At 55.8% G+C, this 13,016-nt stretch carries 9 protein-coding genes; all 9 read left to right on the forward strand.

From position 1 onward, the window contains the following. The first annotated feature begins 7 nt into the window (after positions 1 to 7). The 9 genes from AC07N4_RS12990 (at position 8) to AC07N4_RS13030 (ending at position 12,970) form a co-directional block, all read left to right on the forward strand. The gene (locus AC07N4_RS12990; protein ID WP_102619566.1) at positions 8 to 946 is read left to right on the forward strand and encodes an alpha/beta fold hydrolase; all 939 of its coding nucleotides are present in this window, start codon (positions 8 to 10) and stop codon (positions 944 to 946) included. Positions 947 to 1,057: 111 nt separating this feature from the next. Beyond that, positions 1,058 to 2,437, forward strand: coding sequence for a 2-oxoadipate dioxygenase/decarboxylase HglS (gene hglS, locus AC07N4_RS12995; RefSeq protein ID WP_493066066.1), 1,380 nt, complete (start codon positions 1,058 to 1,060; stop codon positions 2,435 to 2,437). Between the two features lie 320 nt (positions 2,438 to 2,757). Next, a complete protein-coding gene (locus AC07N4_RS13000) occupies positions 2,758 to 3,273 on the forward strand; it encodes an Hcp family type VI secretion system effector (RefSeq protein WP_007918282.1) in 516 nt (171 codons plus the stop codon). 130 nt (positions 3,274 to 3,403) lie between these two features. Further along, positions 3,404 to 5,446 (forward strand): type VI secretion system Vgr family protein, encoded by a 2,043-nt coding sequence (locus tag AC07N4_RS13005; protein WP_495077480.1) that lies wholly within the window; start codon positions 3,404 to 3,406, stop codon positions 5,444 to 5,446. Next, positions 5,436 to 6,176 carry a DUF4123 domain-containing protein gene (locus AC07N4_RS13010; protein ID WP_493066732.1) on the forward strand — a complete coding sequence of 247 codons (741 nt, stop codon included), beginning with the start codon at positions 5,436 to 5,438 and terminating at the stop codon, positions 6,174 to 6,176. The genes AC07N4_RS13005 and AC07N4_RS13010 overlap by 11 nt, the downstream gene beginning before the upstream one ends. After that, the gene (locus tag AC07N4_RS13015; RefSeq protein WP_493184134.1) at positions 6,173 to 11,209 is read left to right on the forward strand and encodes an RHS repeat-associated core domain-containing protein; all 5,037 of its coding nucleotides are present in this window, start codon (positions 6,173 to 6,175) and stop codon (positions 11,207 to 11,209) included. The genes AC07N4_RS13010 and AC07N4_RS13015 overlap by 4 nt, the downstream gene beginning before the upstream one ends. Beyond that, positions 11,206 to 11,676: a hypothetical protein gene (locus AC07N4_RS13020; RefSeq protein WP_493066711.1), complete on the forward strand. Its 471-nt coding sequence runs from the start codon at positions 11,206 to 11,208 to the stop codon at positions 11,674 to 11,676. Before AC07N4_RS13015 ends, AC07N4_RS13020 begins: the two co-directional genes overlap by 4 nt. Before the next feature lie 157 nt (positions 11,677 to 11,833). Beyond that, entirely contained in the window at positions 11,834 to 12,304 is a 471-nt protein-coding gene (locus tag AC07N4_RS13025; protein WP_102622798.1) for a hypothetical protein, read from the forward strand. A gap of 168 nt (positions 12,305 to 12,472) precedes the next feature. Continuing rightward, a complete protein-coding gene (locus AC07N4_RS13030) occupies positions 12,473 to 12,970 on the forward strand; it encodes a hypothetical protein (protein WP_102622797.1) in 498 nt (165 codons plus the stop codon). The last annotated feature ends 46 nt before the right edge of the window (positions 12,971 to 13,016 follow it).

The raw sequence follows: 13,016 nt of genomic DNA on the forward strand, positions 1-13,016 counted from the left end.
ACGTCCGATGCTCTTGCTGTTTGTCGCCCTCGCAGTTTTCGTGGCCTGGAGCTGGTTGAGCTACCCGGCGGTCGGCCACTGGCTCTACGACCTGAGCGCGGCCCTGGAGGCCAAGCTGTACCGGTTGCACAAGATTGAAGTACCGATTGCCGAAATGACCGTGTCAACCTGGCAAGGCGGGCCCTATGAAGCGTCGAGCAGCATTCTGATGCTGCATGGCTACAGCGCGGAAAAGAACCTGTGGCTGCGCTTCGCCCGGCATTTCGTCAGTCAGTATCGAGTGATCATTCCGGACCTGGCCGGCCACGGCGAAACCGGCTTCAAGGCGGGGGGTGGCTACGACATCGCGGTGCAGGCCAAGCGCATGATCCAGTTGCTCGACGTCTGCGGGGTCGAGAAAGTCCATGTGATCGGCAACTCCATGGGCGGTTACATCGCCGCGTGGCTGGCGGCGACCTACCCGGACCGCATCGCTTCGGTGGCCTTGATCGACCCGGCCGGCGTCACCGCGCCGGAGCCCAGCGACATGGAGCGCCATCTGGCACGTGGGCACAATCCGTTTTTGATCAATTCCCGGGAAGAATTCCGACGCTTCTATGCGATGACCATGGCCTCGCCGCCCTGGGTACCGGGGCTGGTGCTGGATGCCATCGCCCAGCGCTATGAACAACGCCGGGATGAACTGGAAGAGATCTTCCGGGATTTCCGCGCCAGTCCGCCGATGGAGCCAAAACTCCCGGACATCAAATGCCCGGGGCTGTTGCTCTGGGGCCGCAAGGACCGGTTGATCGATGTCAGCAGCGTGCCGGTCTGGAGCAAGGGCATCGCCAATCTGCGGGTCGATGTGTGGGACGGCGTCGGTCACATGCCGATGGTCGAGCAGCCGTCGAACACGGCACGTTTGTATCGGGAGTTCCTGGGGGAGAACTCGCGTCAGGACAGGTAAACGGTCAGTCGTTGGCAGAATGAAGTTCGTAGGATTCTTCGTTTGCCCGCGTCGGCGAAGGCTGCGATCTTTTCCCCCATCCTTTACGTGACCGTGCCAGGAATTTTTTTCATGACCGTGCAGCCTTTCGTCAGCCCCGACCTGATCCGCCAACGCTTCTCCAAAGCGATGTCCGACATGTACCGCGAAGAAGTGCCGCTGTATGGCGCCTTGATGGAACTGGTGGAACAGACCAACCTCGACGTGCTGTCGCGCGAGCCGCAGATCGCCCGTCAACTGCACAGCACCGGCGAAATCGAACGGCTGGACATGGAGCGCCATGGCGCAATCCGCGTTGGCACCGCGACCGAACTGGCCACCCTCGCCCGCCTGTTTGCGGTGATGGGCATGCAACCCGTGGGTTATTACGACCTGACCCCCGCCGGAGTGCCGGTGCACTCCACGGCGTTCCGCGCGGTGCATGAAGATGCGCTACAGGTCAGCCCGTTCCGGGTGTTCACTTCGTTGCTGCGACTTGAGTTGATTGAAGACCCCGAGCTGCGGGCCTTCGCGCAATCGGTGCTGGATCAGCGTTCGATCTTCACCCCAACCGCGTTGCGTCTGATCGAGCAGGCTGAAGCCGCTGGCGGGTTGAATGAATCCGAGGCCGGGGAATTTGTCCTGCAAGCGCTGGAGACTTTTCGCTGGCACCACAGCGCCACCGTCACCGCCGCGCAATACCAGACGCTCAGCGCCCAGCATCGTTTGATCGCCGATGTCGTCGCGTTCAAGGGCCCGCACATCAACCACCTGACACCGCGTACGCTGGACATCGACATCGTTCAGGCAAAGATGCCGCTGCACGGCATCACACCCAAAGCGGTGATCGAAGGGCCACCGCGCCGGCAGCATCCGATCCTGCTGCGTCAGACCAGTTTCAAGGCGCTGGACGAGCCGATCGCCTTCACCGACCAGACGCACACCCGCGGCAGCCACAGCGCCCGATTCGGTGAAATCGAACAACGCGGTGCGGCGCTGACCCCCAAGGGCCGGGCGCTGTACGACCGTCTGCTGAATGCGGCACGCGATGAATTGGGCGACTTCCCCAGCGAAGCCAACGCCTCACGCTACAACACGCTGATGACCCAGCACTTCAGCGAATTCCCTGACAGCCTCGAGGGCATGCGCGAGCAGGAGTTGGCGTACTTCCGTTATTTCCTGACAGACAAAGGGCTTGCGGCGGGTCGTCCGGCTGATGTTTCGCTGCAAGCGTTGTTACGCGATGGGTATGTGAAAGCCGAACCGCTGGTGTACGAAGATTTCCTGCCGGTCAGTGCGGCGGGGATTTTTCAGTCAAACCTGGGGGATGTGGCGCAGACGCACTATGGTGAGCATTCCAATCGTCAGGCGTTCGAACAGGCTTTGGGGCGTTCGACCATCGATGAATTGAGGTTGTATGCCGAGACGCAGCAGCGTTCGATTGAAGAATGCCTCACCGTGCTGACTCGGTAAGGCGACGAAGCGGCGTTTGGCCATACTGCGCAAGAAGTTGCGCAGTTGTACGTAATAAAACGCCCCTTAAAACCGCTACAAGCCACGCCGCTCATGGCCTCCAGCCAAGTGCGCAAGAAGTTGCGCAGTACTGCGCAACTTCTTGCGCACTTTTCGCCTGAAACGCTGCCGTTTTTCACGAAATTCAATGACTGCCAGCGCCATCCCCCCGGTTTTACGAGGCTTCGAAAATGTTGGCACGCTCCTTGATAACAGTCAGGCACCCACCGGGCGATTTCGCCTCCCGGGCACCCTAACTTTATCCGCAAGGAGAGCATCCCATGGCAACACCAGCGTACATGTCGGTTACCGGCGAAAAACAAGGCCTGATCACTGCCGGCGCCTTCACCGCCGACTCCGTTGGCAACACCTACCAGGAAGGCCACGAAGACCAGGTTATGGTTCAGGCTTTCACCCACGACGTGATCATCCCGCGTGACCCACAATCCGGTCAGCCAACCGGTCAGCGCGTGCACAAGCCAGTTGTGATCACCAAGGTCTACGACAAGGCTTCGCCTCTGCTGCAAGCAGCACTGACCTCCGGCGAGCGCATGAGCGAAATCGTTATCCAGTGGTACCGCACTTCGGCGCAAGGCACCCAAGAGCACTACTACACCACCAAACTGGAAGACGCGATCATCGTCGCCATCAACAACAAAATGCACAACTGCCAGGATCCAGGCAATTCGCACTTCACCCACCTGGAAGAAGTGCAGTTCACCTACCGCAAAATCACCTGGACCCACGAAGTATCCGGTACTTCGGGTTCCGATGACTGGCGTGCTCCAGTCGTTTAATTACGGCTGATCGTTTCAAGCATCGGCCAGCTCTGCTGGTCGATGTTGTTTACGCCCTCCAGAATTTCGCGTGCGTTGATCCGCTTGGCGGTCATCGACGAACGCCGCTGTACAGCACGAGGAACAAGGGATGTTCGCGCCGGCCAATGAAACTCACTTTGCCCTGACCGTCGAAGGTCTTTCCAACGACTTTCAGGTGTTTACCCTCACCGGTCGGGAAGCCATCAGCCAGCCTTTTGTGTTCGAGGTGGAGCTGGTCAGTGAGCAGCCGTCGCTGAACCTCGAAACCCTGCTGCACAAACCGGCCTTTTTGCAGCTGTCGCCCGACGGCAGCGGCATCCACGGCCTGATCTACCGCGCCGCGCAAGGCGATTCCGGCAAGCGCCTGACGCGCTACTCCGTGACCCTGCGCCCGCAACTGGCGTACCTGGCGCACCGGATCAACCAGCGGATCTTCCAGAACCTCAGCGTGCCGAAAATCATCGGCAAGGTCCTCGAAGAACATGGCATCCAGGGCAACGCCTATGAGTTCCAGACCGGTTCGATCTACCCCGAGCGCATCTACTGCGTGCAGTACGACGAATCGGACCTGCATTTCATCCAGCGCCTGTGCGAAGAAGAAGGCATTCACTACCACTTCCAGCACAGCGCCACGGCGCACAAACTGGTGTTCGGCGACGACCAGACGGTGTTCCACAAACTGGCGCCGGTGGCCTATCAGCAGGACTCCGGCATGGTCGCCAGCGACCCGGTGATCAAGCGCTTCGACCTGCGCCTGGAAACCCGTACCAGCCGCACCACCCGCCGCGATTACGACTTCGAAAAACCGCGCATCACCCTCGAAAGCGAAAACCGTGGCGACGCCCTGCCCGACCTCGATGATTACGACTACCCCGGCCGTTTCGTCGACCGCGAGCGTGGCAAACACCTGGCCAAACGCGCCCTCGAACGCCATCGCAGCGACTTCCAGCTCGCCGAAGGCAAGAGCGACCAGCCGCTGCTGGTCAGCGGCCATTTCCTCGCGCTGAAAGAACACCCGAAGGCCAAGTGGAATGACCTGTGGCTGCTCACCGAAGTCCATCACGAAGGCAAGCAACCGCAAGTGCTGGAAGAATCGGTGACCAGCGACACCACCGCGCTGAAAGACGATTTCCATCAGGGCTACCGCAACCGCTTCCAGGCCACCCCGTGGGACGTGCCGAACCGGCCGCCCCTGCGCCACCCGAAACCGCGCATCCTCGGCAGCCAGAGCGCCGTGGTCACCGGGCCTAAAGGCCAGGAAATCCACTGCGACGAATACGGCCGGGTGAAAGTGCAGTTCCACTGGGACCGCGACGGCCTCGCCGATGACAAGACCAGTTGCTGGCTGCGCGTGTCGTCAGCCTGGGCCGGCGCCCAATACGGCGGCATCGCCATCCCGCGCATCGGCATGGAAGTGCTGGTGACCTTTCTCGAAGGCGACCCCGACCAGCCGCTGATCAGCGGCTGCCTGTACCACAAGGAAAACACCGTCCCGTACGCCCTGCCGGCGAACAAGACGCGCACCACTTTCAAGACCCTGAGCTCGATGGGCGGCGGTGGCTTCAACGAACTGCGCATCGAAGACAAGAAAGGCCAGGAACAGATCTTCCTCCACGCCCAGCGCGACTGGGACGAAAACATCGAACACGACCAGAAAATCCGCGTCGGCAACGAACGCCACGACGTCGTGGAAAAGAACAGCTACACGGAATTCAAGGCCGAAGAACACCACACCGTCTACGAAGACCGCAAAGTCGAAGCACGGGCCAACGACCACCTGACCGTGGGCGTGAACCAGCACATCAAGATCGGCACCGGGCAGTTCATCGATGCGGGGCAGGAAATTCACCTGAGCAGCGGCATGAAGGTGGTGCTGGAGGCTGGGGCTGAACTGACGTTGGTCGGGGGTGGCAGCTTCATCAAGATCGATGGCGGCGGCGTAACCATGAGCGGGCCGGCGATCAACATCAACTCCGGCGGTGGGCCGGGGAGCGGCACCGGTGCGGCGCCGTTGATGCCGGGCGTACTGAAACAGGCCGATGCCGATAAGGCGGGTGCCGTGCTGACACCGGCGCAGATCAACACCCTCAAGCGTAATGCGCCGTTTTGTGAAGAGTGTGAGAAGTGTAAGGCAGGTGCCTGTGCCATCTAATCGACTGACACCCAAGGATTGGCTGGCACAACAGCCGCTGCAGAGAGACGAGCGCTTGTACTTGATCGTCAGTGCTGCCAGCGATGCAGAGCCACTCAAGCCCTTTTATCAGCATGATACGGCTCCGCAACTTCTACCTATCTGGAGCGGAACGCCATACGCCGATTGGAAACCGGTGATGCCATACCTCGCAGAAATCACCCCGAACGCTGGATTCTTGTCGTGGATCGCTGAAACTGACGCATTGGATTGGGGGTGGCTCGCCGTGTCTACCTGCGATCCAGATCTGGTACTGGAGCATTTACGTAGCCTGACCCAAGTTCGTATGCCAGATGCCACGGAGGTATTTTTTCGATTTTGGGATGGTCGGCATATCTACCCGATCATAGAAACCCTTGGCCCTGCTACCGGCGAAGTTTTACCGGTATTCGAGCGATATCTGATCAATGGCAAAAGCGTTGAAGTGGGCCGAAGAGCAGTGCCGCCTGCGAAAGATTGGCCTTGGTGGGAAGTGCCTCAAACGCTGTTGGATGTCCTCGCAAAAAAGGATCACACCACCGTCGTCGAAAACCTGATGCAGTGGCTATCAGAGGACTGTCCAGAGCTTTACTTCGAATTCCCTGAAGCCAACCTGCGTAGAAAGGTCGAGCGCTTCGTACGCCAAAACCCAAATACAGAAGAAATGGCAGAGCGTCTTGCTGCTGAGCTGACAAAGGAAGTCACGTCATGAATACCCCGATTGGTACATTGGTCCTGCGCGTGCTGGACGCCAAAACACCTGACGTGAGCCTGATTCTCAAAGACTTCAAAAACTGCCTGAGCGATTACAAGGATTGGGCTGACGGTTTCTGGACAGGCTGGGCGCTGGATGTCGACCAGACTTTCAAGGTCGGCAATGAAGTCAGCGTGACTAAACGCAAGACCAAAACCGGCGCCGTGGAAACCTATGCGACCTGCCCACTGGTGGGTGATTTCACGCTGATCCATATGTTTGAGTCGGCGCGATTCGTCCCTATTGGCAATACTCCAGTGAAACTGGAGCCAGTGACCAAAGGCACCTTCTACGACGACGTTACCGGACCGGTCATCGAGACCATGATCGGCCCAACCGGCATCAAGGTGGTTGAAGGCTGCAAGAAGGGTCAGACCTACCGCATCACGTTCTTTCCCAACGTCTCGCAGAACGACGTCAAAGCGCTCTATGACTCCTATCAAGGCGTTATCGGCAAGCTTGATGGTTGGCTGCAAAGCGAATGGTCGAGTAAGTTTCAGCCGCAATGGGCGAGCTACTCGGCGGCAGATCGCGCCGGGCGCTCGGTCATTTTGCTCAAACGGGCACTGGATGGTTTTGAGAAAGCTCTGCTTCGTTTGTGGGACGACATCAAAAGCCTGTTCGAGCTGCTCGCTAATCCGCGAAAAAACTACGCAAAACTCAAAAAGTATCTGTCGGACATCGAAATCGACAAGCTATATGCCGCGTCGAAAGAGTCCATCGCTTCAGGGTTGCTGATCCTCAGCGACGAGCCGCTGATGTTCATCTATGTCTCGGCGATTGTGGCGTGGGTCGGCATGCTTCCGCCGCAGGTCATCGTCGACGTTATGACGGCGATTGCTTCGGAGTTTCTGATCAACGTACTGGTGGGTATCTGCCTGACGGGTGGTGCCGGACTGGCTGTAAGAGCAGGGACAAAAGTCCTGTCCACGGTCAAATCGGGTGAAGCGATCAAGTACCTGGATGATCTTGCTTCTACTCTGATGACACTCAGCAACAAACACGCCCTGCCCGCTCATGCGGAGGTGTCGAAACCAATCATCGCCAGCGCCAAGAATGTGCCGATGAAGCCTGCCAAAACGGCAGCATTGAAGATCGACGAAGCCGCCGCTGAAGCGCCCAAGCCCAAACCCCAACCAACCAAGGCCGCACCGAAAAGCCAGGTAGCGGAGCAACCAGCCAAGGGCCCGCTGCCGAAAACTTCAGATACCCCGAAACAGGAGGTCAAGGACGCTTCATCATTTCCGCGGGATAAAAAACAGAATCAACACAAGCTTGAACCGAAGGAAAAGGTCGACGACGCTCCTGATCAGTCCAAGACACCCGACGACAAAAGTGCCTCTTGTGCAAAAAAGACATGCACCAATGGCTGTCCGGTTTCGATGGTCACCGGCGAAGAATTGCTGACACTTACCGACGGCGAACTCGGCGGATTGCTGCCCTTCACCTGGACGCGTCTCTATCGCACCAGTGCGGCAGAAATGGATTGCGGTCTCGGCTTTGGCTGGAGCCATGCCCTCGCCCAACGAGTGGACATCAATGGCGATGAAGTCGTCTGGACTGACCACGAAAACCGTGTCACGACTTTTCCTATGCCGAGCGAGCAGCGTCCGGCAATCACCAACAGCCTTTCGGAAGCCGCGATCTTCATCGGCAATGATCCTTCCGAACTGGTGCTCACGCAGGCTGGTGAACGCAAGCAGTTCTATCATTTCCGCTATAACAGCAAAGGCGCGACGCTGATCGCCATCAGCGACAACTACGACAATCGCCTGCACATAACCCGTGACATCCACGGTCGAATCAAGCGCGTGGATAACGGGGCCGGTCGAGCACTTCTGGTTCGGTACGACCGCAAACACATCGTCGCCATCGACTATCAGCAATTCGTCCCGGCAGACAATCTGGAAGATGCATGGAGCACCGTCCAGACGCTGGTCACCTACACGTACGATGCTCAACAACGCCTGATCAAAGCCACGAACGCTGCCGGTGAATCCGAGCGTTACACCTACAACGAACAGAACGTCATTCTCGAGCGGCAACTCGCCGGTGGCGCCAGCTTCTACTGGGAATGGGAAAAGGAAGGCAAGTCAGCGCGTTGCATCCATCACTGGGCCAGCTTCTCGCAGATGGACGCGCAATACGCCTGGGATGACAAAGGTAGTGTCACGGTTACCAACGCCGATGGCAGCGAAGAGGTCTACACCCACGATGACAAGGCTCGACTCGTCGCCAAGGTCGATCCGGATGGCGCGGAACACCTTAAGGCTTACGACGACCAAGGCCGGTTGATCGCCGAAAAGGATCCACTCGGCGCAGTCACTGAATACCAATACAACGAGGCCGGTCGACTGGTCGCGGTCATCCCGCCGGAAGACATGCCGACCTCCTACGAGTACTACCACGGTTACGTCCGTGTGGTTAACCGTGGCCCGGCCAAATGGATTTACTGGCGCAACGACCAGGGCGATATCACCGAACAAATTGATCCAGATGGAAACTCGACGCACTACAGCTACGATCGCCAGGGACGCTTACTGGAAATCAGACACCCTGATGGCAGCCGCCATCAACTGGGCTGGAATAACCTCGGCCAGTTGCTGGAGGAGCGCCTGCCCGACGGCGGTCAGCGCAAATATCGCTACGACGCACTCGGTCGGCAGATCACACGTCAGGCTGAAACCGGTGCAATCACCCACTACCAGTGGGATGCTGCAAACCGTCTGGCACAGATCACCCTGCCCGGTGGTGCAACCCGCGCGTTTACCTACAACCCGTACGGTCGCGTCACGGCTGAACGCGACGAACTGGGCCGCGTAACCCGTTACGAGTATGCCGATAACCTGCACCTGGTCAGCCGTCGTATCAACCCGGACGGCACTCAACTGCGTTATCGCTATGACAACGCACGCCTGCTGCTCACCGACATAGAAAACGAACGCGGCGAACACTATCAGCTGGATTACTACTCGAACGGGCTAATCCAGCAGGAAACCGGTTTCGACGGACGCCGCACTGCCTACGAGTACGACCTCAACGGCAAGCTGCTGAAGAAAACCGAATTCGGCGAAGACGGCAGCGAACTGGTCACCGAGTACCAGCGCGACGCCGCCGGCCGACTGCTGGTGAAAGCCCTGCCTGACGGCGAGGAAATTCACTACAGCTACGATGCACTTGGCCGTCTGGTCAACGTGGACGATGGTCATTGGCCGCTAGCTTATGAATATGATGTGCAGGATCGGCTGATCACCGAGCATCAGGGCTGGGGCACAACACGTTACGAATACGACAGCGTCGGACAGCTCAATCACTGCCGCCTGCCGGATGGCAGCACACTCGATTATCGCCACCAACCCGGTGGGCATCTGAGCAGCATCGACCTCAACGGCACACGCCTGACTTCCCACCAGTTCAGTGCCGGTCGTGAACAGCAACGCCAGCAAGGTTTGCTGCTCAGCCAATACCAATACGATGAACAAGGTCGCCTGCAAGCGCACAGCGTCAGTCAACGCGACAAAAACCTGTTCCAGCGTCGCTACAACTACGACGCCAACGGCAACCTCGCCGGCATCGACGACAGCCGCAAAGGCAATCGCAGCTACCATTACGATCCGCTGGATCGTCTGATCAACGTACGTGGCGCAACACCCGAAAGCTTTGCCCATGACCCGGCGGGTAACCTGCTCGGTCAGACCGACATGCCCGTTGCCAACCTGGCCAACGTCAAAGGCAACCGCCTGCTGATGCAGGGCGACCGCCACTACGACTACGACGCCTACGGCAACCTGATCCGCGAGCGGCGCGGCACCGAACAAAAACTCGTCACTGAATACCGTTATGACTGCCAGCATCGTCTGATCGGCGTAAATCTGCCGGGTGGCAGTACAGCGTCGTACAAATACGATGCCTTCGGCCGCCGTATCGAAAAAACCGTCGACAGCCATACCACCGAATTCCTGTGGCAAGGCGAACGTCTGATCGCCGAAAGCGCCGACAACCGCTATCGCACTTACATCTACGAACCCGGCAGCTTCCGCCCCTTGGCGATGCTCGACGGCGAGGGTCCACTAAAGGCCACGCCGTTCTACTATCAACTCGACCACCTCGGCACACCGCAGGAACTCACCGACTACAGCGGCGAGATCATGTGGTCGGCTAAATACCGTGCCTATGGCAACCTTGCGGCACTGGATGTCAGCGAAATCGACAACCCGCTGCGCTTTCAGGGTCAGTACTTCGACGCCGAGACGGGGTTACATTACAACCGGCACCGCTACTACAATCCGAACACAGCGCGGTATCTGACGCCGGATCCGATCAAGCTTGCGGGTGGGTTGAATAACTACCAATACGTTCCGAACCCTACGGGTTGGGTGGATCCGCTGGGGTTAGACAACTGCCCTGGTGCTGATTGCAAGCCACCAAGCAACACAGCAAATGCAACAAAACCTGATCGAATCCCGATGAGTCAATCTGAGTATGATGACGTTATCAATTTAGAGCGAGGCAATCGACCTGGAAGCGCACGTGAATATTTGCCGGAGCAATATGTAAACCTTCACGAGGAAGCATTCAGGCAACAAGGTGGTTCATTTGTTGTTATTGACCAGTGGATTGAGCGTTCCTCGTATCCGACCTTTCCCCCTAGAAAATTTGTAGGTCTGCCCTCCGAAATGGATAGTGTGGTTGCAAAATACAAAGCGAGTGGTGGTGACTGGGAAGTTCTAAATCGAGAACTAAATCTTGGTTCAAACGATCTATCGTCAGCTAAAATTTACTTAGTAAAAATAAAACCTGACGATCCACGATTCAAGTACGAGATACCGAACGGCAATGAAGCAGGTGCTTATCCTAAAGAGTGGGTTCCTGGGGGCGAGACGAAGAGTGGTACAAAAGAAGCAGCCCTCATTGGCTCTGAGAAAATCAATCACGGCGCTGACATGAATAAACTTCTAAGCCAATTCGACGACTGGGAACAACTCCAATGACAAGCAACTTTGAAATAGCTTCTAAAAAAAATGAATTCCCTGACTATTTCAGAGGAAATGGCCAGTACTTTACACCAGATCCGGATTGGGGAACTCAGCTGCACATCATAAATTGGCAGGGACTTTGCGGCTATTTGACCCCCCTTAACAACTCGACGGAAATATTGAGGGATGCTTTCAGCGAGTTCTTAAACTCCATTGAGCCTACAAAAAATGATGCCAACGACCTACTTGAAAACATCGGTTGTTATTACTATCTAAGAAACAAGCATCCTTTCTTGTCAAAAGATGGATTTGATCTTGTGCGAGACAGTACTGATAGTTACAAACAGAAAATCTCTCTTGTTATGAGCTTTCTTAGAAAAACAGTCACGACTAACAACGATCCTCAAGAGTTAGAGCTTTATAATCGCCGGATGAGCAAGCTCATCAACGACGGAGGTCCAGCCAACATAGATAACCTCTGATTTTTTTGGGGTGCTGGGATCTATAAGCCAAAGGGGACTAAGCGAATGGGCATCCCCTTTTCAGTCACTTTTTAGTCCTGATCGGCTCAGAAAGCGTCACCCACAACAGATATATTGGAACGCTGCTGAAAAACTTCGAAGATTGGGAAAAGCCTCAATGAAAACCACATTTGAAACCGCCTTGGATCAGCATGAAATTTCCGAGTTTTTCAAAGGTGAAGGGATTTATTTCGCTAGAGGTTCCGATTGGGGTGACCACCTCTATGTCAGCAATTGGCAGGAAATGTGCAGTGTTTTAAAAAATCAAAAAACGCCTCAGAGCCTTTTGACAAAAATATTTGAAGACTACGCAAAGTATCTAAGCGAGAATTACGAGGATGCAACGGGCCTGCTCTCAAATATAGCCGCATACTACATCCTAAAAAACAGAATAAGCTTTCTTTCAGACGAGAAATACGACCTAACTGAAAGCCTTGACAAAAAAGCAAAAAACAATGTCAGCACCCTATTTAGACTACTAAGAAAAGAATACGACAAAAAAAACGAAACCTCATCGAAGTATTCCTTTGAGCAAGAGCTTCAAATATTAAAAAACAATGGCTGCGCTATAGACATTGAAAAACTTTAACAAATCCACAGACCCAAAAAAATTCAAAAGGATAGATTTGTTTTCGTTCAAGAGAATAAATCCGTCCGTATTATCACTAAAACAGATCTCCAGGAATCAGTTTCCATAGCTTTGAACAACACATCCACTCACTACCCGCCCGACCACTAAACTTACTAAAAACTCAACATGAACTGCCATAAAATCACCCTACCGAACGACTGGATTGCAGAATTTAACAATACAGGTGAGTTCCATATGGGAGCAGAGGGTTGGGGTCTTCTGCTAACAGGCCCAAATCAAAATCGCATCAATTATTTCAACGACCAAGTTGTGCTTGTAAACGATGACGAGGGCGTACACGCAAGATCGTGTATTCGCTTATCCGACAATGGCGTCTACGGTTACCTCACCACTGCCGTGGACAGTAGTTGGGTCATCGACTTTTCACGAGGAATGATTGCTCCGCACCGGATCAGTATCCACCAGCGCCACGATGGTTATGATGAGACTGTATCAGTTCACGAGCAGCCCGCATTCAAACGGACCAGGCAGTATTTAAGCGTTAGCGGGAAACACATCTACCTGACCTTCCCCTTCACCCGCGACGAAGACTTTCCGACAGTCTGGGAAGAATATTTGTCGATTCGACGACGGCAGATCGACGAACTCTACTTTCGCAACTGAGTTCACCAAACAGACCTATAATCAAAGGGAACATATAACCAAAGGC

The organism is Pseudomonas sp. GW821-FHT09E04 (assembly GCF_059416185.1).